The 24832-nt window shown below is 65.5% G+C and carries 22 protein-coding genes; 11 read left to right on the top strand and 11 right to left on the bottom strand.

Annotation, left to right across the window (positions count from 1 at the left end; genetic code table 11):
- Positions 1-71: 71 nt before the first annotated feature.
- The gene (locus ACDH77_RS15810; protein ID WP_031424151.1) at positions 72-1247 is read right to left on the bottom strand and encodes a phosphatidylinositol-specific phospholipase C1-like protein; all 1176 of its coding nucleotides are present in this window, start codon (positions 1245-1247) and stop codon (positions 72-74) included.
- A 135-nt stretch (positions 1248-1382) separates the two neighbouring features.
- Complete coding sequence (locus ACDH77_RS15805; RefSeq protein WP_031424148.1) at positions 1383-3341, bottom strand: acetyl-CoA hydrolase/transferase C-terminal domain-containing protein; 1959 nt, start codon at positions 3339-3341, stop codon at positions 1383-1385.
- A gap of 163 nt (positions 3342-3504) precedes the next feature.
- On the opposite strand from ACDH77_RS15805, the gene ACDH77_RS15800 reads away from it, so the two are divergent.
- The 3 genes from ACDH77_RS15800 to ACDH77_RS15790 are packed head-to-tail and all read left to right on the top strand — an operon-like array spanning position 3505 to position 5739.
- Positions 3505-3870, top strand: a complete 366-nt coding sequence (locus ACDH77_RS15800; protein ID WP_008575878.1) for a BlaI/MecI/CopY family transcriptional regulator — start codon at positions 3505-3507, stop codon at positions 3868-3870.
- Entirely contained in the window at positions 3860-5158 is a 1299-nt protein-coding gene (locus ACDH77_RS15795) for a TonB family protein (RefSeq protein WP_031424146.1), read from the top strand. Before ACDH77_RS15800 ends, ACDH77_RS15795 begins: the two co-directional genes overlap by 11 nt.
- Positions 5155-5739: a hypothetical protein gene (locus ACDH77_RS15790; RefSeq protein ID WP_008575882.1), complete on the top strand. Its 585-nt coding sequence runs from the start codon at positions 5155-5157 to the stop codon at positions 5737-5739. Before ACDH77_RS15795 ends, ACDH77_RS15790 begins: the two co-directional genes overlap by 4 nt.
- Positions 5740-5836: 97 nt before the next feature.
- Here ACDH77_RS15790 and modC read toward each other — a convergent pair whose 3' ends face one another.
- The 8 genes from modC to ACDH77_RS15750 form a co-directional block, all read right to left on the bottom strand.
- Entirely contained in the window at positions 5837-6451 is a 615-nt protein-coding gene (gene modC, locus ACDH77_RS15785; RefSeq protein WP_031424144.1) for a molybdenum ABC transporter ATP-binding protein, read from the bottom strand.
- A complete protein-coding gene (gene modB / locus ACDH77_RS15780; protein WP_008575885.1) occupies positions 6451-7137 on the bottom strand; it encodes a molybdate ABC transporter permease subunit in 687 nt (228 codons plus the stop codon). Before modB ends, modC begins: the two co-directional genes overlap by 1 nt.
- 16 nt (positions 7138-7153) lie before the next feature.
- The gene (modA, locus tag ACDH77_RS15775; RefSeq protein WP_031424142.1) at positions 7154-7930 is read right to left on the bottom strand and encodes a molybdate ABC transporter substrate-binding protein; all 777 of its coding nucleotides are present in this window, start codon (positions 7928-7930) and stop codon (positions 7154-7156) included.
- 75 nt (positions 7931-8005) lie between these two features.
- Positions 8006-8830, bottom strand: a complete 825-nt coding sequence (locus ACDH77_RS15770) for an MBL fold metallo-hydrolase (protein WP_031424140.1) — start codon at positions 8828-8830, stop codon at positions 8006-8008.
- Between the two features lie 13 nt (positions 8831-8843).
- A complete protein-coding gene (locus ACDH77_RS15765; protein ID WP_029820166.1) occupies positions 8844-9617 on the bottom strand; it encodes a S1/P1 nuclease in 774 nt (257 codons plus the stop codon).
- A gap of 258 nt (positions 9618-9875) precedes the next feature.
- Positions 9876-10490: an OmpW/AlkL family protein gene (locus tag ACDH77_RS15760; protein ID WP_031424137.1), complete on the bottom strand. Its 615-nt coding sequence runs from the start codon at positions 10488-10490 to the stop codon at positions 9876-9878.
- A 117-nt stretch (positions 10491-10607) separates the two neighbouring features.
- On the bottom strand, positions 10608-11231 hold the full coding sequence (locus ACDH77_RS15755; protein ID WP_011348431.1) for an OmpW/AlkL family protein: 624 nt from the start codon (positions 11229-11231) through the stop codon (positions 10608-10610).
- Between the two features lie 286 nt (positions 11232-11517).
- A complete protein-coding gene (locus tag ACDH77_RS15750; RefSeq protein WP_031424133.1) occupies positions 11518-12030 on the bottom strand; it encodes an SgcJ/EcaC family oxidoreductase in 513 nt (170 codons plus the stop codon).
- 464 nt (positions 12031-12494) lie between these two features.
- Here ACDH77_RS15750 and gap point away from each other — a divergent pair, with 464 nt between their 5' ends.
- From gap to ACDH77_RS15710, 8 genes are all read left to right on the top strand, one after another.
- Complete coding sequence (gap, locus tag ACDH77_RS15745) at positions 12495-13496, top strand: type I glyceraldehyde-3-phosphate dehydrogenase (RefSeq protein WP_003490161.1); 1002 nt, start codon at positions 12495-12497, stop codon at positions 13494-13496.
- A 209-nt stretch (positions 13497-13705) separates the two neighbouring features.
- A complete protein-coding gene (locus ACDH77_RS15740) occupies positions 13706-14176 on the top strand; it encodes a hypothetical protein (protein ID WP_014090934.1) in 471 nt (156 codons plus the stop codon).
- Positions 14177-14371: 195 nt separating this feature from the next.
- Complete coding sequence (locus ACDH77_RS15735; protein WP_042773964.1) at positions 14372-17203, top strand: DUF2339 domain-containing protein; 2832 nt, start codon at positions 14372-14374, stop codon at positions 17201-17203.
- Complete coding sequence (locus tag ACDH77_RS15730) at positions 17200-18558, top strand: DUF3999 domain-containing protein (RefSeq protein ID WP_031424129.1); 1359 nt, start codon at positions 17200-17202, stop codon at positions 18556-18558. Before ACDH77_RS15735 ends, ACDH77_RS15730 begins: the two co-directional genes overlap by 4 nt.
- Positions 18559-18874: 316 nt before the next feature.
- Positions 18875-20050 carry a phosphoglycerate kinase gene (locus ACDH77_RS15725; protein WP_031424127.1) on the top strand — a complete coding sequence of 392 codons (1176 nt, stop codon included), beginning with the start codon at positions 18875-18877 and terminating at the stop codon, positions 20048-20050.
- Complete coding sequence (locus ACDH77_RS15720) at positions 20047-20691, top strand: HAD family hydrolase (RefSeq protein ID WP_008574673.1); 645 nt, start codon at positions 20047-20049, stop codon at positions 20689-20691. Before ACDH77_RS15725 ends, ACDH77_RS15720 begins: the two co-directional genes overlap by 4 nt.
- Before the next feature lie 258 nt (positions 20692-20949).
- The gene (gene pyk / locus ACDH77_RS15715; RefSeq protein ID WP_011348424.1) at positions 20950-22416 is read left to right on the top strand and encodes a pyruvate kinase; all 1467 of its coding nucleotides are present in this window, start codon (positions 20950-20952) and stop codon (positions 22414-22416) included.
- Positions 22417-22978: 562 nt separating this feature from the next.
- On the top strand, positions 22979-23983 hold the full coding sequence (locus tag ACDH77_RS15710; RefSeq protein WP_003487259.1) for a class I fructose-bisphosphate aldolase: 1005 nt from the start codon (positions 22979-22981) through the stop codon (positions 23981-23983).
- Positions 23984-24198: 215 nt separating this feature from the next.
- Here ACDH77_RS15710 and ACDH77_RS15705 read toward each other — a convergent pair whose 3' ends face one another.
- Positions 24199-24738, bottom strand: coding sequence for an O-acetyl-ADP-ribose deacetylase (locus ACDH77_RS15705; protein WP_008574675.1), 540 nt, complete (start codon positions 24736-24738; stop codon positions 24199-24201).
- Positions 24739-24832: the final 94 nt, after the last annotated feature.

Genomic DNA, 24832 nt, shown 5'->3' with positions numbered 1-24832 from the left:
CGGCCATGGATCGCCGACGCTTCCATTGCGACAGGGCTGATGCGTAGGGCCGCTTGTGCGCGTTGCTGCCCTCAGTGGTGCAGGTCGATGTCGTGGCAACCCGGGTCCGGTCGTTGCGGATTGCAACGCGCCACCGCGCCGCCATCGAAGCGCACCACGTAGCCGTTATCGGCCGGCTCGTTGATCGGGAAGTCGGTACTGAGCAATTGCGCGCCGCTGGCCAGCATGGCGTCGCGCCGGGCGGTGTCGTTGTGCTGGGCTTCCTGCAAATCCGCATCGGTGCGTGTACGTACCAGATAGCCCGCCTTGACCAGCTTTTTGATGTCATCGGCAGGGCCGTCGTTGCGTTCGACGAAGGCCGCATCGTCTTCGCCTGGCACCGCATTGGTGAAACACACCCGGCCACGCAGCGATGGGTGGCCGGGCAGATAGCTGGCACCGGCAACGCGTTGGTCGAGCAGAAATACCACCTTGCCGCGCGCCTGGGCCAACGACGGCCAGCCATGCGCGAGCACGCCTGCGTTGAGCGTAGGCGCGCGGCCCCGCACCTGATCGGGGCTGATGTATTCACCGGGCTGGAAGACCGAACGCAGTTCGGCATCCAGTGCATCCATCGCCTTTGCATCGAAGGGTTCGGGTTGTACGGTGGGAAACGTCAACTGGATCGGCGCCTGCTTGGTTTCGAGCAGGATGAAGATGGGCACGTGGCCCGGGTGCTGCTTCGACCAGGTGCGGATTTCCTGCAGGCAGGCAATCAACGGTTGGCAGTTGCTGCGCTGGTCCAGATCCTGCACATGCATGACCTTGAAGCCGGGCCTGTCCATCACTCCGGTGGGCGCGCTTGCCGGTGCGGTCGGCAGACCGGCCTTGGCGATCTGCGCAACGATGGCCGGATGTGCGTAGCGCCCGCCCTGTGCATCGGCGAAGACGTCCAGTTCAAGTTGGCGCACGCCATCGTCAAGTTGCTGCGTCAAGGCGGGATGGCGGTAATCCAGCGCGGCAAACAGTGTCGGGTCCAGTTGCTTCAATAACGCCGCTTCGCTGGGCGCAAAGCCGGCGTGGTAGCTGTTGTGGCTGCCGATGTACTGCAGGTCGGTCAGGCGCGGTGCGGCTTGCGCGACAAGACTGCTCAGCAACAGCACGGCGAAGATGGCGGTGCGCTGCGTCTTGCTTCGCTTTGGGCGCACCAACTTCGTTTTGCGATCGAACCCTGACGTGACAGCAGTAAACACGCGAAAAAAATGCATGCAGCACAGCCGGAAAGCGACGAGGTCGCCATCATCACGGCCCAGTTTGACGCATATCTTTCCGCTGTGTGTCCGTGATGCGTCAGTGCTTGCCGCGGTGCGTTCGAGCCGGTGGCAAATCGCGGCACTGTTTCTTCATGGCGCGGCGGTCTGTCGCAAGGCATGGGTCAGCAGCCGCGCCTGCAGGCGATCACCAAGGCTGTTTGGCGCATCCAGTGCCATGCGTTGCAGGCAGGCAACATCATCGGCACCGGGCGCTTGGCGCGTGAGCAGTGCGCGGGCCACCGTGGCGATCTTTCCGCCAGTGCTGGCAGTTGCGCCCTTGAGCCAGCCCAATGCGGGCAGCAGACGCCGTTCGATCTTCGTGAAGTCGCTGCCGAGCGGGTAATCGGGCAGGCTGCCGTCGCGTCGAAATGGGGCCAGTGCCTGTTCCAGTGCACGTGGTGTGTTGCGCTGCGCGCGTACCGGCAGTGCAGGCGCTGTGCGCAACTTGCGCGACCGTTCCGCCTGGGCAAGCAATTCACCCTGGAAGCGGGCATCGCAGATGGCGGCCATTTCCAGCACGCAGTCCTGGTCGGTCTTGTGGCGTAGATCGGCGATGCCGTATTCGGTGATGTAGAGGTCGCGCAGATGGCGTGGAATGGTGGTGTGACCGTAGTTCCAGCGCAGGTTGCTGGCGGTGTGTGCGCCAGCCTCGCGGGTGGCGCGCAGCATCAAGGCGCTACGTGCCTGCGGCAGTGCATGCGCCATCGCCACGAAGTTGTACTGCCCGCCGACCCCGGACACGATGCGGCCATCTTCCAGCCCGTCGGAGACTGCCGCGCCCAGCGCGGTCGCCATCATGCAGGAGTTGAAGAAGCGTGCATCCTTGCGTTTCAAGCGGTTTAGCGTCTCGTTGCCGCCGTAGAGCTGATTGATCTCGCTGATGCGGCGCATGCCGATCGCCGCGCGTGTCGGGGCTTCCAGATCGCGCAGCCATTGATAGAACGCGGGCGAGCCGAGATAGAACGCGCCATGCAGGAACTCGCCTTCGGCGGCAAGACGTGCGTGATCGGCTATGTCGGCGCTGCCATCGGCAATGCGCTGCATCAGCGGCAGATCGTCGTGCACCTTGCGACGGATCACGCCGCTGTCCACCAATTGCTTGAAGCCTTCGTTGAGCATCTCGCTGCAACCGTACAAGCCGACGGCAAACGGCTCCAGGCCGCCGCTGGCCTGCACGGCCGGGTGGTGTTCCAGTGCCGGATCCAGCGCATGCAGCACACGGCGATAGGTCGCGTTATCGGTATGCCGCAGCACCAGTGCATGGCTCAGTGCATCGGCCAGCGTGCCGATGCCAATCTGCAAGGTGCCGCCATCGCGCACCAGGGCACTGGCATACAAGCCGATGGCGTAGTCGACGCTTCTCACCGCTTGCCGCGGCAAGCCGAACAGCTGCGGGAACGGACCTGGCAAATCGATGATCAGATCGAAGAATGCGGCATCTACCGCTGCGGTGCCTCCCATCCACGGCAACAGCGGATCGACTTCCGCCACCAGCATCGGGCGCGGCAAGCCGAGTGCCTGCACCGCGTCCAGCGTGTCCTGGGTGATGTCGTTGTTGCACGACAACGACAGCCGCGTGCTGCCCGGTTCGCGCGCCACTTTCTGCACGATCAGGTTGGGCGCGCGTTGCGCCACCGCTGCAGCGGCATGCGTGTAGTTGAGGCTCGTGTAGTCGGCCTGGGCCTGGGTGGAATGCAAGAGCCCGCCGGATTGCATGTAAAACTCTTCCACCTGCACATGCGCGGGCAAGGCATCGCGCAGCATGGCGTCGACATAGGCAAGGCGGGGGAAATCCTCGCCAAAGTGGCGCGCGATGAACGGTGCGGCAAAGCGCGCCTGGAGTCCGGTACCCGGCCTGGGGGGATTGAGCGAGAGCGCCGTGTAAATCGCCAGTGGCCGCGACGGCGTGTCCTTGAGCTGTGCGTAGAGCGCGTTCAACAGACGGTGCGGCTTGCCGATGCCCAGCGGCGCGCCCACGCGCAGCGGGCCGTCGATGCGTTGCAGGATCCGCTCCACGGCGGCGCTCAGGTCGGTGAGGTGCTCGGTCATCCACGCAGAGTAGCCGAGCCGGTCGCGTGCTGCCTGCATCCCGATACTCGTGCGCCATGCTTGGCCGCCATCAATGCGGGCAGGCGTCGGGAGCCCGTTCGATCACTGCTTGACAAGCAAGCTGTTTACGCGCGTAATCGATAAAAATTACGGATGTAATCGCATGCCGATCAGCGACGCCGAAGCGGTGGTGATGCAAGTGCTCTGGGATGGTGCGCCGCGCACCGCAGAAGAAGTGATCGCCGCGTTGGCGCACACCGGCTGGGCCGAGCCCACCATCAAGACCTTGCTGAATCGGCTGCTCACCAAGGGCGCCGTTGCGGCAGAAAAACACGGCCGCAGATATCACTACGCGCCGCTGCTGGCGCGCGAACAGTGGGTGCAGCAGCAGAGCGAAGGATTGCTGCAGCGGCTGTTCGGCGGGCGCGTTGCACCGCTGGTGGCGCACTTCAGCGAACGCGGGCAACTCAGCGCCTCGGACATCGCAGAATTGAAGCGTCTGCTCAAGGAGTTGGACGATGCACCTTGAGTTGCCATTGCTGTTGCGCGTCACCTTGTATAGCAGTGCCGCGTTGCTGGCCTGTCTGCTGCTGCGGCGCGTACTGCGTGGCTGGCTGGGCGCAACAGCGGCGTATGCGATCTGGCTCGCCTTGCCACTCGCCGTATTGGCAGCTGCAATACCAGGGCCGCCGCTCGCGTCAGCGTTGCCGAAGATGCCGGCGATGGTCGCGATGCCGCTCAACCTGCAAGAGGGCGATCACGCATGGGCGGGGACCTTGATGGCCACCTGGCTGGCCGGTGCGGTCGCGATGACCGTAGCGCTCTGGTGGCGACAACGGCGATTCGTACGCAGCTTGGGCGCGTTGCATGCGCTCGAGGGCGAAGTATGGGCGGCAACCCACGATGCAGGCCTGCCGGTATCGTTGGGGCTCTGGCGCCCACGCATCGTGCTGCCGATGGATTTCGATACGCGCTACAGCGCCGCCGAACGCACCTTGATCCTGACGCACGAGCGCCTGCATCTGCGGCGCGGCGATCTGTATGCCAATCTGCTGGCCGCGCTGTTGCTGTGCATCGGCTGGTGGAATCCGTTGATGCATCTGGCATTGCGCGCGTTCCGGCTGGATCAGGAACTGGCGTGCGACGCAGAGGTGCTGACGCGCTATCCGGGCAAGCGCCGCAGTTACGCCACCGCGATGCTCAAGACCCACTGTGGTGCCGGCTGGACGCCGACGGCCTGCCGTTGGAATGCGCCGCATGCGCTCACCCAACGCGTGGCAGCCTTGCTGAAGCCTACGGTGGAGGCGCCCCGCGCGCGATGGAACCTGCGCGTGATGGTGGCATTGGCGGTGATGGTCAGTGGCGCCTGCTGGGCGCTCCAACCTGCGCGATTGCATGGAATGCGCGTGCCCGGCGATGCGCTGGATTTTGGCACCATGCAGCCGCCCAGGTATCCGCCTGACGCCGTCGCTGCAGGCCTGGCGGGATTTGTCGAACTGCAGATCGCCGTGAGCCCGACTGGAACACCCGACCATATCGCCATCGTGCGCAGCACGCCGGCAGGCGTGTTCGATCAGACCGTGCTCGACGCAGCACGCCACTGGCGCTTCACACCTGCGCTGGAGGATGGCAAGGCGGTCGCGTCCGAGGTGCGCGTGCCGGTGAAATTCGAACTGGATCCACCAGATGCGGCATCGGCAGTTGCAGATATCCATTCCGGTACCGAAGCTGCTGCAGGCCCACACGCTGCCGACCGGTCCGAACGTGTGGCCAGCTGCGCACCTGCGGGATGCGCCTCACGCGGGGCGTTGCAATGAACCGCTGCCTGATCGGTAGCCTCGCCCTGATGCTGGCCATGAGTAGTTGCGCCACGCGCCAACTGGCCGAGCAGCAACGCAGCCAGCGCGAGGATTCGGTGGATCAACGCATGCTGCCTCCACAGCCGGACGGCGGCGGCGCTGCGGGCGTCCAATCCTATACGCTGGCACCAACGCAACGCTTTCGCATGCCACGCGCGGCGCGCAGCGACGCCCCGGTGCTGCCCCCCGATTCGCCACGCCAGAGCCTGGCGCCCACCACCGTCTGCGCGCATCTCATTCTGAGCGCAGAGGGCACGGTGCAGCGCGTGGATCCAATGTCCGACCGCGACGAATGCGCCGCCGGGCTGCTGCCGGACAACGCCGATCTCATGCAAGCGGTGCGCGCCGCCGCGCTGCGATGGCAGTTTGTTCCGGCGGCGATGTGCACGTATCCATCAGGCGCTGCGCAACCGTCAGTGCCAGACGATTGCACTGGCGCCGCCCAGATCGAGCCGGTACCGGTGACGTTGTCGTTCGCGTTCACCTTCGAGGTGCGGCAAGGCAAGGTGAGCGTGCGGACCGGGAAGGTGGTCCGATAGCTGCTGCAGCCGTTGCGCAGCATGTCCAGTCACCAACAACGCGGCGCCCTCTCATAACGCGTCAACCGCTAACGCCCTATCCCCGCCCACACCGCCTTCAATCCAGCACGTGCACGCTGTCGGCAATGCGCTGCACTTCATCGGGGTTGTGGCTGACGTAGAGCATTGGCAGGCGAATCTCGTCGCGCACGCGCTGCAGGTAAGGAATCAACTCTTCGCGGCGCGCCTGATCCAGGGCCGACAACGGTTCGTCGAACAGCAGAATCGCCGGTTGCGCCAACAACGCTCGGCCAATCGCCACGCGCTGCGCTTCGCCGCCAGAGAGGTTGCGCGGCCGGCGTTGCAGCAGCGGTGCGATGCCGAGCAAGGCCACCACATCGTCGAAGCCGAACGGCGCCTTGCCGCGCGCATGCCGGCCGTAGCGCAGGTTGCGCCGCACATCCAGATGCGGAAACAGCCGCGCATCCTGGAACACATAACCGATCCGGCGCTGGTGCGTCGGCAGGTCGATGCCTTGCCCGGCGTCGTACAGGCAGCGCCCATCGATGCGGATATGCCCGGCCTGCGGACGCAGCAAGCCGGCAATTGCATTGAGCACCGTGGTCTTGCCCGCGCCGGAGGGCCCCACCAGTGCCACGACACGCGCATCGTCGTGGATGCGGATGCGGCGTTCGAAGGCGCCGCGCTGCAGCTGCAGGTCGATATCCAGCATCACGCGTCCTCGCGCGGATGCGGCCGGCGCACCAGCCATTCGGACAGCAGCAGCGCCGCCAGCGAGATCGCCAGCGCCACGCCGGCCAGCCGCCAGATGCCCGATTCCATCCCCGGGACCTGCATCAGCCCGTAGATGGCCGACGACAAGGTCTGCGTTTCGCCAGGGATATTGGACACGAAGGTGATGGTGGCGCCGAACTCGCCAAGCGCCTTGGCGAACGCGAGCACCATGCCGGCGACCAGGCCCGGCCAGGCCAGCGGCAAGGTGATGCTGAAGAACACCCGCCACGGCCCGGCCCCCAGCGTGGCGGCGGCCGCTTCCAGGCGACGATCGGTGGCCTCGATGGATAGACGGATCGCGCGCACCATCAGCGGAAATCCCATGACCGCGCACGCCAACGCCGCGCCGGTCCAGCGGAAGGCGAACTGGATACCGAGATGTTCCAGCAACCAGCTGCCCACCGGCCCCTGTGTGCCCAACACCACCAGCAGCGCATAGCCGGTGATCACTGGCGGCATCACCAGGGGCAGATGCAGCAGCGCGTCCAGCAGGGCCTTGCCGGGGAAGCGGCGCCGCGCCAGCAGCCAGCCGCAGGCAATGCCCGGCGGCAGGCTGGCGAGCGCTGCCACGATCGCGACCTTGAGACTCAAGCCGATCGCGGTCAGCTCTTCCGGGGTGAACATCGACAAACGGTGTGCCTCAATCCTTCAGCGAAAAACCACGGCGCGCAAAGATCGCCTTGGCCGGCTTGCTTCCCAGCCAGCTGACGAATGCGGCGGTGGCGGGGTTATTGCTGTTTTTCAATGCAGCAACCGGATACACGATGGGGTCATGGCTGTCGTCGGGGAAGGTGGCGATGACGCGCACCTTGGCATCGGCGCGCGCGTCCGAGCCATACACGATGCCCAGCGGCGCTTCGCCACGCGAGACCAGCATCAAAGCCGCACGCACGCTTTCCGATTCGGCAAGCCGGTTGCCGACGCTGTCCCATTGGCCGAGCTTGCGCAGCGCGGCGGCTGCGTACTTGCCGGCCGGCACACTGGCGGTCTGGCCTACGGCCAGGCGTCCGCCCTGCCCAACCGCCTTGGCAATGGCGCCGGGGGTGCGCAGGTCAACGTGCAGCTTGCTGTTCGCCGGCGCGATCAATACCAGTGTGTTGCCGAGCAGGTTGTGCCGCTGCGCCGGCAGCACCAGCCCACGCTGCTGTAGATAGTCCATCCACTCCAGGTCGGCCGAAAAGAACACGTCCGCCGGCGCGCCCTGTTCGATCTGGCGTGCAAGCGCAGAACTCGCTGCATACGACACGCGCACCGGCGTGCCGGTGGCTTTTTCGTACGCGGCCGCAGCTTCGTCCATCGATTCTTTCAGGCTCGCGGCCGCAAACACCGTCACCGGTGCGGTCTGCGCACTCGCCAGCAGGGGCAACGCCAGCATCAGCACGCACAACGCGCGCTGCCAGAAACCGATCATGCGCATCGAAGGCTCCTCACCAGGACAGGGCCCCGATCATAGCGGCTACGCGATGCGCACCGCGTGGCGAGCCTGCACGCGCTACAGGACCACTCCGGCGCAACGCCCGGCCTGAAGATTGGTTTGCAGGGCCGGGCGGATCAACTTGGGCTCTGGCAAGGTGGCATCGCGCGCCTGCCGCTGCGCCACGAAGGTCTCTACATCCACGCCGTCGCGCACATGGATATTGCTGCGCCGCTGCGCGCCGATACTGGTCTGATGCGCCACCGCGCGCCCGCCCGGGCCATAGTCGTGGCAGACGAACACGCGGGTGCTTTCCGGCAGCGCATACAGGCGCTGGATCGAGGCAAACAGCTGGCGTGCATCGCCGCCGGGAAAATCGCAACGCGCCGTGCCCGCATCCGGCATGAACAACGAGTCGCCAGGAAACAACGCATCGCCGATCAGATACGCAATGCTGTCGCTGGTGTGGCCGGGCACCGCGATGACGCGTGCTTCGATACCGCCAAGCTTGAAGCGCTCGTCGTCGGCAAACAGATGATCGAATTGCGAGCCATCGGCGCGGAAGTCGGCCGGCAATGCGTACTGCGCGGCAAGGGTGCGTTGCACTTTGCAAATACCCTCGCCGATACCGATACGCGCCTGCGGCCAATGCTGCTTCAGCCACTGCGCTGCAGACAGGTGATCGGCATGCGCGTGAGTTTCCAGCAGCCATTGCACCTGCCATCCGTGTTGCTCGATGGCCGCAAGGATGGCCTGCGCCGACTGGCTGCCGACGACGCCGCTATCGGCCGCGTAGTCCAGCGCCGGGTCGATCACTGCCGCCGCACCGGTGGCCGCATCGGCGACCACGTAGGTGAAGGTGTTGCTGTCGGCATGAAAGAAGGCAAGCACCTGGGGCTGCATCGGCGTCTCCACGTCAGGGGCCGGCCAGCGCCGCGTTGAGGATGGCGGCAAGCCGGTCACCCGCGATGCGCAGCTGGGTTTCGGCGATCGGGCGATAGGTGGCGATGTAGGTGGCGGGCAACACGTGCGCGCTCGGGTAGACACCCGGCGTGATGGCGATCTTGCACGAAGCCTGCGCCCATGCCGCAGCCGGCGGTGGCAGCGCCGCAGACCCGGCAGTGGCGGCCGGCAATGCCAGCAAGCGTTGCAGGTACGCATCGTCGCTCAGATGGCGGTCGTTGAGCATGCCGCTGTCCCACAGCGCATGCAGGTTGCTGCCCTTGCCGTCGATCTGCAGCTGGAAGTCGTTACCGCCCTTGTCGTGCGCATAGCCGGCGTGCATCGGCTGATGGATGTCGCCGACGAAATGCACCACGAACTTCAAGGCCTGGCGGCGTACGTCCAACGGCTGGGTACGATCTGCGAGCAGGGCGGCTTGCTGGTCGAGCGCGGCGATCACGCAGTTGCCGTCCGGGCAGTCGCGCGGTGGCGAGTACGTGCAGTCGTGTTCGCCCAGGTTGACGTAGTGCCACGGCCCGGAGCGCTTACCCAGGTCAGGGTCGTGCTCGCGCAGCTCATCGGCCCAGGTGGCCACGCCGTGCAGGGTCGGGTCCGGCTCGCCGGCCAGCAATTGCGCCACTTGCGTGCGTGCCTGCGGGCTCAGCTCGGTTTCGGCGATGCGCGCCACCAGGCGGTGGCCTTGCGGGCCCCAGGCCAGGGCGGTGCTGGGGTGGATTGCGGCGGCCATTGCCGTCGCAACAACGAATGCAGAGAGGGAAAGTGTTTTCATCCGGCGATTGTACGCATCGGTCCGGGACGGTTTGATGGCCCTTCCGGAGCTGCGACAGCCACGCCTCAGCATGGTGCCGGCACGTGCCTGGAGCGCGCCCGGATGGAGCAAACAGTTGCACGCAAGCGGCAACTGCAGCATCCGCGTGGGGGCATGCCGCAGCGGGCGCTGGCCGCGCCCATCTGGCGATGAACGCAGTCGTGTTGCTAGGCGCTCTTAGTAATACACCAGGTACGACACGCCGAAGGTCAACGGATCAATCCGTGCCTTGCCCAGCCGCGCGCCGTTGAGGTCGACGTTGCTGCGCGAATCGGTCCAGCGCGCATCCACGCGCAGGCCGCTACGGTCGTTGAAGATGAAGTCCACGCCGACATGCGCAGTGGCGCCGACCGAATCGTCGAAACGCAGATCGCCGCTGGTAACCGTCTGCTCGGTGTCTTCGCCCAGGAACGTGGTGTAGTTGATGCCTATGCCCACGAACGGCGACACCGTGCCATAGCCATTGATGTGGTACTGCAGCAGCACGCTCGGTGGCACCGTCCAATAGCTGCCCACCTTGCCGATGCCCTGCAGCTCGAGGTCGTGCTTGCCTGCAACTGCCGCATGCACTTCGATACCCAGGTTGTTGCGCAGGAAGTATTCGTAGGTGAACGACAGTGCCGGCGCGCCCTTGATCTCGGCCTGGGTGCCGCCGAAAGTGCCGTTATTGGACTTGGGCGAGACATAGCCGGCACCGTAACCGGTCGTCCAATGACCGGCCGACTGTGCAAGGGCGGGTGCGGCCGAGGCGGCCAGTGCGATGGCGAGGGCGGTGCGAGTCAGCGTGTTCATGGAATCCCCGGTAGGTCGGACAGGCGGGCGACGTGACCGACCTGTCCGCAACTCCGGCGGTGATGCACGTCCCTGGACGGCAAGTGTGCCAGAGATGCGCCGCCCACGCCGCGGGGATCAGAACCGGTGCACGTAGGCCAGGCCGTAGACCAGCGGGTCGATATTGACCGTGCCGATACGGTTGCCGTCCAGGCGCGCTCGGGTATCAATATCGATCCAGCGCAGGTTGACGCGCAGCGCGCCGCGGTCGCTGAGCTTGTAGTCCACGCCTGCATGCAGTGCCAGGCCCCAGGAATCGTCCAGCTCCAGCTTGCTGCCGGCCAGCGCGCCGCGGGTGTCGGTGTCGAAGAAGCGCGTGTAGTTGATACCGGCGCCAACGAACGGCGATAGCGTGCCCTGGGCGTTGAAGTGGTACTGCAGTGAGATCACCGGCGGCAGATGCTTGGTGCTGCCCACCCGGCCCAGGCCGCCAATCGCAATGTCGTGCTCGAACGGCAGCGCAGCCAGCACCTCGATGCCCAGGTTGTCTGCGACGAAATATTCGGCGGTAAACGTGGGTTTGATGTCTTTGCCCACATCCACGTCGAGGGTGCCGCCGACCAGGCTGCCATTGTCGGATTTGGGAGCGACCTGGTGGGCACCGACGGCAACGGTCCAGTCGCCTTTGGATTGCGCCAGTGCGGGGAGGCTGACGCAAGAAGCGGCCAGAGCGGCGAACAGAAGGGTAGAGCGCATACGCATGAGAAGTCTCGTGGGGTGCAATGGACGTGGGAAGTCTTCGCGCTTGGCGTCGCCGCTGCCTTGATCCTGATCAATTTGGCCGTGCGCCCAGGTGTGCGGGCCTGCAATGGCTGTTGCCACACCCTGCGCGGAAGACGGCGTTGCGCGCCGTGCTGGGGCTCGCAGCGCGCATCGCACGCGTGGCATCGTGCGATGCGCTTGGCACAGCTGTCGGCGGCGGGAGGGACGCCGACGGTTGCGTGCGCAGTGGCGTCGACAGCGATCGATCGCCGGTGCGATGTACCGCTTACTTGACCTTGGCGACCTTGGGTGCATCCACTTCCGGCATCGCCGAGCTGTGGTGGTTGATGATCAGCCACTTGCCGTCGCGCTTTTCGTATACGAAGGTGTAGCGGGCCTGCACGTTGCTCTTGTTGCCGTGCTTGTCGGTTAGCGTGAAGGTGTACACGCCGGCATCCACGGCGCTGTCGTCATCCAGCACGCGCACGGTGCGGTAATTGACCACGCCCTGCGGCTTCTTGGTCAGGAACCTCGCGAAGTAGTTTTCGATCTGCTCGCGCGAGGCGCGCACTTCGTTGGAGACCGTCGGCAGCAGCACGCCGTCCGGTGCGTACAGGTCGGCCACCTTGTGCGGGTTGCCCGTGGCCAACGCCGCGTTCCAGGTGTCGAACAGCGCAGCGACTTCGCGTTCTTCGCCGCCGGCCGGCAGCTTGGCCTTGTCGGTGTAATGCATCACGCCGCCAGCCAGCGCCGGGGTGGCAGCCAGAGCCAGAACCAGAGAGAAGAGGGTGCGACGCATGGGAAATCTCCGTGTGATTGATGGGGGGTGCCTCAGCGGGCAGGGCCAGTATCGAAATCCACGGGGTGCCGAAATTCTGCTGTTCGGCATAGCATTGAATATGCTTTTCAGCGTATTCGATTATTCTTTAAGTGGTTGAAATGTTTGGGCGTGTGACCGTTTTATCGTGCCCAATGCAATGTCGCTTGATGCGACCGGCATGGGTGCATCCGGACGCCGTCGGTCATCGATGCCGTGGCGCGCGGCTCGGCCGCTCACGCGCGTTCCCGCAGGGGCCGAGCGCAGTTGCGGCCCGGTGGCTCACCAGGCGACGCACAGAGCTGCCTCACTGGCGAACCGCCAACCAATCCCGAATGCCCGTTCCCAATCCCGGCCCACAACAACACGGCTGCAGACAGTGACGCTGCTAGAATGACAGCCCCTTTCCATCCGCCGCGCTGTCGCGGTCGCAGGAGCTAGTGAACATGGCAATCAAGGTTGGCATCAACGGATTCGGTCGCATCGGACGCAACGTGCTGCGCTCTGCGGTGCAGAACTTCGCCAATGACATCGAGATCGTGGCCATCAATGACCTGCTCGAGCCCGACTACCTGGCCTACATGCTGCAGTACGACTCGGTGCATGGCCGCTTCAAGGCCGACGTCTCGGTCGACGGCAATACGCTGATCGTCAACGGCAAGAAGATCCGCCTGACCCAGGAGCGCGACCCGGCCAACCTCAAGTGGGATGCCGTCGGCGCCGACGTGGTGATCGAGTCCACCGGCCTGTTCCTGACCAAGGAAACCGCTCAGAAGCACATCGATGCAGGCGCCAAGAAAGTGATCCTGTCGGCGCCGTCCAAGGACGACACCCCGATGTTCGTCTACGGCGTCAACGACAAGACCTACAAGGGCGAAGCGATCATCTCCAACGCCTCGTGCACCACCAACTGCCTGGCGCCGCTGGCCAAGGTGATCAACGACAAGTGGGGCATCAAGCGCGGCCTGATGACCACCGTGCATGCGGCTACTGCGACGCAGAAGACCGTGGACGGCCCGTCCAACAAGGATTGGCGCGGCGGCCGCGGCATCCTGGAGAACATCATTCCGTCCTCCACCGGCGCGGCCAAGGCCGTGGGCGTGGTGATCCCCGAGCTCAACAAGAAGCTCACCGGCATGAGCTTTCGCGTGCCGACCTCGGACGTTTCGGTGGTCGACCTCACTGTCGAACTGGAAAAGCCGGCCACCTACGCCGAAATCTGCGCCGAAGTGAAGGCACAGAGCGAAGGCGCACTGAAGGGTGTGCTGGGGTATACCGAAGACAAGGTCGTGGCCACCGATTTCCGCGGCGAAACCTGCACCTCGGTGTTCGACGCCGACGCTGGCATCGCGCTGGACTCCACCTTCGTCAAGCTGGTGTCCTGGTACGACAACGAGTGGGGCTACTCCAACAAGTGCCTGGAGATGGTGCGGGTTGTCGCCAAGTAAGTGTCTGGCGCAGTGATGAAACAGGCCCCGGCATGCCGGGGCTTTTTCATTTGTAAGCGATGGATGTTGCGTTTCTTGCACTGCAACGCCTTCGGCGGCTGACCGGAAGTGGACTTTGCTGGATTCACGTGCGCTAATTTGCACGCACGGCGGCCGTTCCCGTGTCGTGTACGAAGGATCGGGGAACTCCATGGATCGAGAGAAGAGTGATGAATAAGTTTTTGGCAAGCGCCCTGGCGCTGAGCGTGGTAGTTGCGTGTTCCGTGCCGTCGACCAGCTGGGCTGCAAAAAAGCAGACCGGGACACCGGCCTGGATGAATGCCGATGGTGAGGTGATCAAGTCGTCCGATGTCGAGGCGGGCTACGGCGAGACCGTCAAGGGCATCAACGATTACGAAGGCGAAATCACCGGCAAGCCGGCGCCTGGCAGCAAGTTCACCCAGTTGAAAATCGGTATGCCGATGAAGCAGGTCACCGACCTAATTGGTCAGCCGGACGACCAGGGTGCTTACGTGACCGGCAAGGCATTTATCCCGTTTTTCTTCGGTGGCGACCGCTACCGTTATGAAATGGCCTACAAGGGCCAGGGACGCCTGGTGTTCGCGGGCAAGTCGATGGGGACCGGCGGCAACCTGATCTGGATCATCCATAACAAGAACGACAGCGGTTACCGCGAATAATCGTTCAAAGCGCCCGGTTTTCCGGGCGTTTTCTTGTGTGAAGCATCCACGCAAGCACGCGTGCGACTGCAGCTTGCCGACGCTCCATCCATCGTCTGAGCGAGAGGCTGGCTGCCCAGCCGTAGCCCGAGGCTGTATGGTGCGCGCATTCGGCTGGACGCCGGCTCGGGGATTGCTGCGTTGGAAACGATAATCGTGTTGGTGGCCCTGGTGCTGCTCGCCGTGCCGGTGGGTGTGGTGATCGCGCTGGTGTGGATGGCTGGGCTGCGGAGACGGGTGGCGGCGCTGGAGCAGCGGCTTGCGCAGTGGCAGCGCAGTGGTGCCGGGCCTGCGGATGCGCCAGCGCAAGCACCCGCGGACGCGCAGGGCAGGGCATGGGAACGACCGGGCGAGGCGTCCGCTGTCGGCACTGGTCCGGGCTCCATTGCCGACGGCGATCTACCTGGGTACCGCACCTCCGATGCAGCGCGTCAGGCCGTTGGCTGGCAGGCGCCGGGCGCGGACCACGACGCCGTTGGCGTGTCTGCCTCGGCGGTGCCGCCGCCATTGCCGGCGCAGGCACCCGTAGAGGCGATGGCGCACGGTGCGATCGCGGGGTCGGAACGTCCCAGCCCGCAAGCGCAGGCGACGCGCGCCGAGCCGGCGCAACCGCAATCCGCACAATCGCAACCACCCCGGCCTCCGGCCGCGCCCAGCGCCATCGCGCGCGCGGCCAGCGCCTTGAAGCGTTGGTTCACCCAGGGCAATGTGCCGGTCAAGGTCGGCATGCTGGTGTTGTTGGCCGGCGTGGCGTCGCTGTTGAAGTACGCCAGCGACCAGGGCTGGATGCGCATGCCGATCGAGCTGCGCTTGGCCGGCATCAGCGTCCTGGCATTGGCCGGTCTGATCTTCGGCTGGAAGCAGCGCGCGCAGCGGCCGGGTTTTGCGTTGGCGTTGCAGGGCGGCGCCATCGGCGGCTTGTTGTTGACGGTGTTCGCGGCCTTCAAGTTGTACGGCTTGCTCGATGCCGGAACGGCACTGGGCATCAGCGTGGTGCTGATCGCAGGCATGTGCGTGCTGGCGGTGCTGCAGGATTCGCGCACGTTGGCGGTGCTGGGCGTGCTGGCCGGTTTTCTTGCGCCGATCTGGTTGTCTACCGGCAGCGGCAATCATGTCGCGCTGTTTTCGTACTACGCCGTACTCAACGCCGGCATCGTGGCGATTGCATGGACACGCCCGTGGCGCGTGCTGAACCTGCTGGGGTTTGCTTTCACCTTCGGCATCGGCACCGTGTGGGGGGCGCTGCAGTACTCGCCGGCGAAATTCGCCACGACCGAGCCGTTCCTGTTGCTGTTTTTCGCCATGTACGTGGCGATTCCGGTCCTGCATGCGCGCCGCGGCGACGGCAGTGCCGGCAGGCTCATCGATGGCAGCCTGTTGTTCGGAACGCCGCTCGTCGCCTTCGCGTTGCAGGCGCGCCTGCTTGAAGGCGATCGGCTGCCATTGGCGTTGTGCGCGGTGGCGGTGGCAGCGTTGTACGCGGGCCTGGGCAGCTGGCTGCTGCGCCGCGCGTCCACGCGCGTGCTGGGCCAGGCGCACGCGATGCTGGCGGTCGGGTTCGCAACCCTGGCCGTACCGCTGGCGCTGTCGGCACGTGCCACTGCGAGCGTGTTTGCGCTGGAAGGCGTGGGGTTGCTGTGGCTGGGGCTTGGCCAACAACGGCGGGTCTCGCAGGTCGGCGGTGTCGCGCTGCAGGTGTTTGCGGCGGTGGGTGTCGCGTTCGGCGTGGATGCCTGGCGCTACGATGCGGTCGCGGTGGCCAACGCAACCTGCATGAGTACCGTGCTGCTGGCGCTTGCCGGCTGGGCCAGTGCCTGGTTCCTGCGCGATGCCGGGCATCGGCGGCGTGCGCTGTTGGCATATCTGTGGGGACTGGGCTGGTGGACGCTGTGCGGCGTGCACGAGATCGTGCGTTTTGCCGATCTGCGCAGCGAGCCGGATCTGCTGCTGGGCTTGGTCGCACTCAGTGTATGGCTGGCGGCCGAAGTGCATCGCCGCCGTCCTGCAGCGGCGCTGGTATGGACGGTGATGTCTGGTCTGGCGCTGGCGGCGCCATTGGCGCTGTGGCAGGGCGCAGCGCACACCCAGCCATTCGCGCATTGGGGCGCGCTGGCATGGGGTGTGTTTGCGGTGGCGGGCGCGCGTGCGCTGTGGTGCTTGCGCACGCAGCAGGGCGCTGGCGCGATGGCGGCGCAGTTCATCTGGTGGCTGCTGTGGCCGTTGGTCATCTCGTTGGGCGCGGCCTGGCTGGCCGACGCGTTCTTGCTGTCCAATGGCTGGCGTTGCGCCTTGCTGGCGGCACCGTGGTTGCTGGTGGCGACGCTGGGGCTGTTGCGTTGGCCATGGCTGGCCTGGCCGCAGGGAACCGGCTTCGACCCTGCACGCAACGCGTTGCTGAGTTGCGTGTTCGCGGTACTGGGACTCGGCTGGCTGCGCGCATTGCTGGATCCGGTGAGCGCCGCCCCGTTGCCATGGTTGCCGTTGCTCAATCCCGCCGAGCTGGCGCAATTGGCGGTCCTGGCCTTGCTTGCGCGCTGGGCCTGGTCGGCAGCTGCGCCGACAGTGCTGCAGCGTTGGCGGGTGACCGCGCTGGGTGTGCTGGGTTGGGCGTTGATCACCGGCAGCACCTTGCACAGCGTGCACCACTGGGGCGGTGTGCCGTGGGATTCGGCGCTGATCGGCGCCACCTTGTCGCAGACCAGCCTCACCATCGTCTGGAGCGTACTCGGCGTGCTGGGCTGGGTGATCGGCTCGCGTCGTGGTCAACGCGGGCTGTGGCTGGGCGGCGCGCTGCTGATGGGGCTGGTCCTGGCGAAGTTGGTGTTGGTCGACCGCCAGCATCTGGGCAATCTTCTCGGCATCGGCTCGTTCATGGCCTATGGCCTGTTGTGCACCGTGGTGGGCTATCTGGCGCCGGCGCCGCCGCGTGCGGTCGCGACCGAAGGTCATGCTGTCCAAGAGAACGGCGTCGAAAAGGATCAGGCATGAACACGATGCGATGGGCACTGCTGCTGATACTGATGCCGCTGCTGGCGCAGGCCGCCGATGTGCGGCAGGACTACCGCCAGCAGTGGCCGCTGCAGGTCACCGGCGCGGATGTCGGCCTCTATCAGGTGAGCTTGGATGCGGCGGTGTATCGCACCGCGCACGACGCGGCGTTGCGCGATGTCACGGTGATCGATGCGCGTGGACAAGAGCTGCCCACCGCCTGGCTGCCGATGGATGCAGCACCGGCGGCTGCGGTACGCCGTCAGCGCCTGCCCCTGTTTGCGCTGCCGGCCGGTGCCGCGCCGGCCAACGGCGACCTGCAGTTGATTGCCGAGCGCGACGCCAGTGGTGCGGTGCGCCGCCTGGAAGGTCGCTTTGCGACCGGGGCTGTCGCTGCGGGCCGCGGTGTCAGCTGGCTGATCGATGCCAGCGCGCTGCGCGATCGCCCGCGTGCGCTGGTGCTGGATTGGGAGGGCGACATGCCGGTGCAGGCCCAGGTGCGTGTGGAAGGCAGCGACGATCTGCGCGACTGGCGCGTGCTCATCTCCAGCGCCACGGTCATGGCGCTGGACAATCAAGCGCAGCGACTGCAGCAGCGTCGTATCGCCCTGGACGATGGTGCGCGTTACTTGCGCCTGGTCACCGCATCGGGCGAGCTGCCGGCATTACGCGTGGTCGAGGCGGAGCTGGATGGCGTCGCCATGTCCACACCGCCGCAGTGGCTGGACTTGCCAGGCACCGCAAGAGATGCGGCGCTGGTGTATGCCTTGCCCGGTCGCTTTCCGATCAGCCAACTGGATGTCGGCGGCAGTCAGGCCGAGGCGGTCGAGTGGATCGTGGCAAGTCGCGATAGCGACGATGCGCCGTGGCTGCAACGTGCCGGCCCCTGGTTGGCGTATCGACTGGGCCAGGGCACGGCAGCCGCGTCGCCGCCGCAACTGCTGACTGCCCCCGTGCGCGATCGCCAATGGCGGTTGGTCGCCGCCCAGGGGCGCAGCACCGCCGTGCCGACGCTGCGCGTCGGGTACCAACCGGAGCGGTTGATGTTTCTCGCCCAGGGCCAGCCGCCATATGCGCTGGTCGCCGGCAGTGCGCGTGCGCAGCGCACCGACGCACCACTGGGCGCAATGCTGCAGGCACTGCGGCGCGAACGCGGCGCACGGTGGCAGCCGGCGCAGGCCCGCCTGGCTGCGCAGGCACAGCCGCTGGCGGGGGATGCCGCGTTGCAACCGGCTGCCGCGCCGCGCGACTGGAAGCGTTGGCTGCTGTGGGGTCTGTTGGTCGGTGGCGCCTTGCTGGTCGGCGGTTTCGCGGTGAGCCTGTTGCGTAGCGCATCGGCCAATCGCAACGGCTGATCGCGCCCGCTTCGCATGGCGGTTTGCCGCTGCGGCGCGAAGGTCGGACAATAGGCGTCCCCCGTGACCAAGGCAGCCGTATTGCCCGTCGTGTTCGACCAAGCATCCCGCGCCTTGCCAGCCGTCCTGGCGGCCTGGCGCGTGGTGGGTAACCGGCGCTGCGCGGTCCACATGCGGGCGCAACGAAGGCGCGATGGCGACCCACAGCCGGTTGCCGCTAAGGCAAAGCGCTCACAATGTTTGCACCGGCGCCTCTGCTGGGTGCGTCTGCATGTCCATTCCCATTCCCCCTCCCTAGACCGAACGAGCTGAGCCCATGTCCATTGTCCGCATGACCGACCTCGATCTCTCCGGCAAGCGCGTGCTGATCCGCCAGGATCTCAACGTGCCGATCGACAACGGCCAGATCACCTCCGAACAGCGCATCACCGCCTCGGTGCCCACCATCAAGCTGGCGCTGGAAAAAGGCGCGGCCGTGATGGTGACCTCGCACCTGGGCCGCCCCAAGGAAGGCAGCTGGACCGAAGAAGATTCGCTGGCGCCGGTGGCCACGCGCCTGGCCGCGTTGCTGGGCGTGGACGTGCCGCTGGTGCGCGACTGGGTCGACGGCGTGGACGTCGCGCCGGGCCAGGTGGTGCTGCTGGAAAACTGCCGCATGAATGTCGGCGAGGGCAAGGACGATGAGACGCTGGCGCGCAAGTACGCCGCGTTGTGCGACGTGTTCGTGATGGATGCCTTCGGCACCGCGCACCGTGCGCAGGCCTCCACGCATGGCGTGATCCGCTTCGCGCCGGTCGCCGCAGGCGGCCCGCTGTTGATGGCCGAACTCGACGCCCTGGCCAAGGCGCTGGACAACCCGGCCAAGCCCCTGCTGGCGATCGTGGCCGGCAGCAAGGTCTCGACCAAGTTGGAGTTGCTGTCCAACCTGGTCAACAAGGTCGACCAACTGATCGTCGGCGGCGGCATCGCCAACACCTTCATCGCCGCGGCCGGGCATGCCGTGGGCAAGTCGTTGAACGAGCCGGACTTGATCCCGACCGCCAACCAGATCGTGGCCGATGCCAAGGCGCGTGGCGCCGAGATTCCACTGCCCACCGATGTGGTCGTTGCCAAGCAGTTCCTGCCCGATGCGCAAGCCAGCGTGAAGTCGCTGGACGCGGTCGACGCGGACGATCTGATCCTGGATATCGGCCCGCAAACCGCGCAGCGCTACGCCGAGCTGATCGCCAGTGCCGGTACCGTGGTGTGGAACGGGCCGGTGGGCGTCTTCGAATTCGAGTCCTTCAGCCACGGCACCGAAACGCTGGCGCGCGCGATCGCCAGTTCCAAGGCGTTCTCGATCGCCGGCGGTGGCGACACCCTGGCCGCAGTGGACAAATACGACATCGCCCAGGACGTCACCTATATTTCCACGGGTGGCGGTGCGTTCCTGGAGTTTCTGGAAGGCAAGACCTTGCCAGCGGTGGCCGCACTCCAGGCCCGCGGTCAGTGAGTGCAGCCACGCTGTTTTTCGATCTGGACGGCACGCTGGTCGATTCGGAGCCAGGCATCGTTGCCAGCATCGTGCACGCCTTCGACGAACTCGGCCAGCCGCGTCCGTCGGCGCAGACCTTGCGCGCCTGGATCGGCCCGCCGTTGCGCGACAGCTTCACCGAGTGTTTTCCGGACGATCCGGAGTTGGTGCAGCGCGCGCTCGGGCTCTACCGCGCACGCTACGACGCGGTAGGCTGGACCGAACTCAGCGTGTTCGACGGCATCGGCGAGGTTGTCACCGGCCTGCAGCGCGCCGGTCATCGTCTGGCCGTGGTGACCTCGAAGAATGAGCGCTACGCGCGGCGCATCGTCGAGCATCTGCCCTTCGGCGCGTGCTTCGAAGAGGTGATCGGTGCCAGCGAAGACGGCGAACGTCGCTTCAAGCCGGATCTCATTGCCGAAGCGCTGCGCCGTTTGCAGATCGACAAGGCCGGCTGCGTGATGATCGGTGACCGGCGCATGGATATCGATGGCGCCAATCACCACGGCATCCACAGCATTGGCGTGTTGTGGGGCTTCGGCGACGAGGGCGAATTGCGCGCCGCCGGTGCCGGTGCGCTGGCACGCACGCCGGCTGAACTGGCGGCGTTGCTTCAGTGATGGGCAGTGCGCGTCGGCCGTTGCGTTCGCTTGGTCGCCGCGCCTGCAGTTGCGGTTCGCAGCGCGCAGAACACTCTTCACCGTCGCCGGGTTAGGGTGGCGACCGTTCGCATTGCTCATGGCAGCGCGGGCGCAGGCGTACGTACTGTCCCGCACTGTCTATAAGACATGCCGGAATCGGAGGAAGGCTATGCCGCAATGCCATCCTCGGTACGTGACGTGTGTGTTAAGTTTCGCGGCTTTTACAGGGAGGCCATCATGAAAGAACGTCAACGCCGCACCAAGATCCTCGCCACCCTCGGACCGGCAACGGATGCGCCCGGTGTGCTGGATACGCTGTTCAAGGCGGGCGTCAACGTGGTGCGCCTGAACTTCAGCCATGGCGACCCCTCTGGCCAGGCCAAGCGCGCCGCCGAAGTACGTGCCGCTGCGGCCCGCGTCGGTGCCGAGGTCGGCATCCTGGCCGACTTGCCGGGCCCGAAGATCCGTATCGAACGGTTTGCCGAAGGCAAGATCAAGCTGACCATGGGCGATCGCTTCGACCTGGTGGCCGATGCCAACGCGCCGGCTGGCGACCAGACGCAGGTTGGCGTCAGCTATCTGGGGCTGCCGCAGGACGTGACCGCCGGCGACGTGCTGCTGCTCGACGATGGTCTGATGCAGTTGCAGGTGACCGATGTGCAGGGCGAGCGCATCGTCACCAAGGTGTTGAACGATGGCGTGCTGTCCGACCGCAAGGGCCTCAACAAGCAGGGCGGTGGTCTGTCGCTGGGCGCATTGACCGAGCGCGACAAGGAACTGATCGGCATCGTGGCCAAGATCGGCGTGGACTTCATTGCGGTGTCGTTCTGTCGCAATGCGCAGGACATGCACGACGCGCGTCAGATCGCCCAGCAGCACGGCTGCGATGCGCAACTGGTGTCCAAGATCGAGCGCACCGAGGCGATCGAAAACCTGGTCGAGATCGTCGAAGCCTCCGATGTGGTGATGGTGGCGCGTGGCGATCTGGGCGTTGAGATCGGTGACGCTGAATTGCCCGGCCTGCAGAAGAAGATCATTCGCGAATCGCTGGCGCAGAACAAGGTGGTGATCACTGCCACGCAGATGCTGCAGTCGATGGTCGAAAGCCCGATCCCCACCCGCGCCGAAGTGCTGGACGTGGCCAACGCGGTCATCGACGGTACCGATGCGGTGATGCTCTCGGCCGAGACCGCCGCCGGCGCCTATCCGGTGCGTGCGGTGGAAGCGATGGCGCGCATCTGCCTGGGAGCCGAACACCAGTTCGAATTCGACACCGACTTCGAAGCGGCGCAACGCAATCTGCAGCGCGCCGACCAGGCGATTGCGATGGCAACCATGTTCCTGTCCGAGCACATCGGCCTGGGCGGCGTGGTGGCGTTGACCGAATCCGGCGGCACGCCGCGCTTCCTGTCGCGCTTCCGCTCCAATATGCCGATCTACGCCTTCACCCGTCACGATGGCGCGCGCCGGCAGATGGCCATGATGCGTGGCGTGTTCCCGATCAGCTTCGATAGCCGCGGCCTGACCCCGCGCGAAGCCGCGCGTGCGGCGATCCGTCTGCTGGTGGAGAACGAGCGCATGGGGCCTGGCGACCGCGTGGTGTTCACCAGCGGTGAGCACATGGAAACTCACGGCGCCACCAATACGCTGCGTTTGCTGGAAGTGGGTGAAGACGGCCGCGCCACTGGGCTGGGCGAGCTCTAACGCCTGTTGATTGCATCCGGCGCATGACCTGAGCCGGAACAGAGGCGACACACGACGGCGGCCCCAGGGCCGCCGTCGTGCTGTGTGGCGACCTGGCCGCTGGACGCGCACCCGGTCGTGGCCGGATCGTTGGTCAACGGCCGGATCCGGCAGGTACCCGGTCCCCACCACATCGCACCCGCGCTGCCGCAACGGTGCTGGTCATGGCGGAACTAAGCGCTGTCTACGATGTAACGCATGCCGCAGGCGCAGCGCTATTGCGACGGACGAAGCAGCGACGCGGCCAACCTTCAAAAATGCCGGCTGACTCACGCATGGCTCCATATCAACGCGCCAGCGCAGTCATTGCAGCCATGCATCACGGCACCGCAAGCGCCGCGCCGCGCACCATGCTCAGCTTTCCCGATTCCCGATTCCCGATTCCCGATTCCCGCGATGCGAGCATCACCACACATCCTGTCACGCAGATCACGTGTAATCGGTTGCAAGCATTCCGTGAAGGAATGTGTACGACTTTCGTCGCTATACTTTCGTTCTCCCCCGCAGCTGCCACAGGAACTACATGAGCATCGAACAGCTTGCCGAAACCGCCCAGGCGATGGTCGCCCCGGGTAAGGGCATCATCGCCATCGACGAATCGACCAGTACGATCGCCAAGCGTTTTGCCAGCGTCGGCATCGAGAACATCGAAGAGAACCGTCGCGCCTACCGCGAACTGTTGCTGACCACGCCCAAGCTGAGCGACTACATCTCCGGCGCCATCCTGTTCGACGAGACCATCCGTCAGAAGACCAAGGATGGCGTGCCGTTCGCCGAGTACATGACCGCCCACGGCATCATCCCGGGCATCAAGGTCGACAAGGGCGCGCAGCCGCTGGCTGGCATGCCGGGCGAACTGGTCACCGAAGGCCTGGACGGCCTGCGTGCACGGCTGGAGGAGTACTACACGCTGGGTGCGCGCTTCGCCAAGTGGCGTGCGGTCATCAACATCGGCGAAGACATTCCGTCCGGCACCTGCATCGAGGCCAACTCGCATGCGTTGGCGCGCTACGCAGCGCTGTGCCAGGAACAAGGCCTGGTGCCGATGGTCGAGCCGGAAGTGATCATGGACGGCAGCCACGACATCGAAACCTGCTACGAAGTCACCGAAGCCACGCTGCGCTCGCTGTTCGGCGCGCTGTATGAGCAGAACGTCGTGCTGGAAGGCACCATCCTGAAGGCGTCGATGGTCATCTCCGGCAAGAGCTGCGAAGAGCAGGCCAGCATCGAAGAGGTAGCCGAGTCCACCGTGATGTGCCTGAAGTCCACCGTGCCGGCGATCCTGCCGGGCATCGTGTTCCTGTCCGGCGGCCAGACCGACGAGCAGTCCACCGCCCACCTCAACGAAATGCACCAGCTCGGCAATCTGCCCTGGCCGTTGAGCTTCTCCTACGGCCGCGCCATGCAGCAGGCCGCGCTGAAGCTGTGGGCCAAGGACATGACCGGCAACTTCGCCAAGGCGCAGCAGGTCATCTACGAGCGCGCCAAGGAAAACGGCCTGGCCGCGCTGGGTAAGTGGAAGGGTTGATCGATTGATGGCGGCTGCAAGGCCGCCGCATCGATGAAACAAACACGCCGGCAGCGATGCCGGCGTTTTTTGTTTGCCGCATCCACAGGTGCGCTTCGATGCCGCGCGAAAAACGCAAAGGGCGCCTTTCGGCGCCCTTTGCTCCAATCGGAATCGCTCAATGGCTTGCGCAATCCAGCCGGGCGATGCGGCAGGCCGCCAACGTCAATCCGATCTCAGGCCGCCGCAGTTTCCTGGGTGGCCAGCGCCTGCTGGTAGGCCTTGTAGGTCGCCTCGTTGTAGGCCACCAAGACAATGTGCTTGGGCACCTTGTGCGAGCGCTGCCAATCGCGCGTTTCGGTCACGGCGATGCGCGCTGCCTGATACAGCGGATAGCCGTAGATGCCGCAGCTGATCGCCGGGAACGCGATCGAGTGCAGCATCATCTGTTCGGCGAGTTTCAGCGATTGCCAATAGCAGTTGGCCAGCTGTTCGGGTTCGTTGTGCTTGCCGTCGCGCCACACCGGGCCGACGGTATGAAAGACGTGGCGTGCCTTCAAATTGAAACCGTCGGTGATGCGGATTTCGCCGGTGGGGCAACGCACGCCCGGTCGCACCTGCGGCAACGCTTCGCAGGCTTCCAGCAAGCGCGGGCCGGCGGCACGGTGGATGGCGCCATCGACGCCACCACCGCCGAGCAGTGATTCGTTGGCGGCGTTGACGATGACGTCAACGTCGAGTTCGGTGATGTCGCCTTGCCAGACTTCGATTCTCATAGCGCGATAATTATGCGAATTGCATGATGGGCGCGTGATGGGGAGCACGCTGCGGAATCCGCACGCTATCGGCCATTCATCTCATCTGCTGCGA

Origin of the sequence: Xanthomonas axonopodis pv. maculifoliigardeniae, assembly GCF_041519315.1 — a bacterium.
Classification (GTDB): Bacteria; Pseudomonadota; Gammaproteobacteria; order Xanthomonadales; family Xanthomonadaceae; genus Xanthomonas; species Xanthomonas euvesicatoria.
Note: the sequence above shows the minus strand (reverse complement) of the source record. Positions and strands in the feature narration are given on the sequence as shown.

Bases quoted from the DNA above. Each gene is read 5' to 3' on its own strand.
- ACDH77_RS15810 (WP_031424151.1), bottom strand. From the start codon at position 1,247: ATGCATTTTTTTCGCGTGTTTACTGCTGTCACGTCAGGGTTCGATCGC.
- ACDH77_RS15805 (WP_031424148.1), bottom strand. From the start codon at position 3,341: ATGACCGAGCACCTCACCGACCTGAGCGCCGCCGTGGAGCGGATCCTG.
- ACDH77_RS15800 (WP_008575878.1), top strand. From the start codon at position 3,505: ATGCCGATCAGCGACGCCGAAGCGGTGGTGATGCAAGTGCTCTGGGAT.
- ACDH77_RS15795 (WP_031424146.1), top strand. From the start codon at position 3,860: ATGCACCTTGAGTTGCCATTGCTGTTGCGCGTCACCTTGTATAGCAGT.
- ACDH77_RS15790 (WP_008575882.1), top strand. From the start codon at position 5,155: ATGAACCGCTGCCTGATCGGTAGCCTCGCCCTGATGCTGGCCATGAGT.
- modC (WP_031424144.1), bottom strand. From the start codon at position 6,451: ATGCTGGATATCGACCTGCAGCTGCAGCGCGGCGCCTTCGAACGCCGC.
- modB (WP_008575885.1), bottom strand. From the start codon at position 7,137: ATGTTCACCCCGGAAGAGCTGACCGCGATCGGCTTGAGTCTCAAGGTC.
- modA (WP_031424142.1), bottom strand. From the start codon at position 7,930: ATGCGCATGATCGGTTTCTGGCAGCGCGCGTTGTGCGTGCTGATGCTG.
- ACDH77_RS15770 (WP_031424140.1), bottom strand. From the start codon at position 8,830: ATGCAGCCCCAGGTGCTTGCCTTCTTTCATGCCGACAGCAACACCTTC.
- ACDH77_RS15765 (WP_029820166.1), bottom strand. From the start codon at position 9,617: ATGGCCGCCGCAATCCACCCCAGCACCGCCCTGGCCTGGGGCCCGCAA.
- ACDH77_RS15760 (WP_031424137.1), bottom strand. From the start codon at position 10,490: ATGAACACGCTGACTCGCACCGCCCTCGCCATCGCACTGGCCGCCTCG.
- ACDH77_RS15755 (WP_011348431.1), bottom strand. From the start codon at position 11,231: ATGCGTATGCGCTCTACCCTTCTGTTCGCCGCTCTGGCCGCTTCTTGC.
- ACDH77_RS15750 (WP_031424133.1), bottom strand. From the start codon at position 12,030: ATGCGTCGCACCCTCTTCTCTCTGGTTCTGGCTCTGGCTGCCACCCCG.
- gap (WP_003490161.1), top strand. From the start codon at position 12,495: ATGGCAATCAAGGTTGGCATCAACGGATTCGGTCGCATCGGACGCAAC.
- ACDH77_RS15740 (WP_014090934.1), top strand. From the start codon at position 13,706: ATGAATAAGTTTTTGGCAAGCGCCCTGGCGCTGAGCGTGGTAGTTGCG.
- ACDH77_RS15730 (WP_031424129.1), top strand. From the start codon at position 17,200: ATGAACACGATGCGATGGGCACTGCTGCTGATACTGATGCCGCTGCTG.
- ACDH77_RS15725 (WP_031424127.1), top strand. From the start codon at position 18,875: ATGTCCATTGTCCGCATGACCGACCTCGATCTCTCCGGCAAGCGCGTG.
- pyk (WP_011348424.1), top strand. From the start codon at position 20,950: ATGAAAGAACGTCAACGCCGCACCAAGATCCTCGCCACCCTCGGACCG.
- ACDH77_RS15710 (WP_003487259.1), top strand. From the start codon at position 22,979: ATGAGCATCGAACAGCTTGCCGAAACCGCCCAGGCGATGGTCGCCCCG.
- ACDH77_RS15705 (WP_008574675.1), bottom strand. From the start codon at position 24,738: ATGAGAATCGAAGTCTGGCAAGGCGACATCACCGAACTCGACGTTGAC.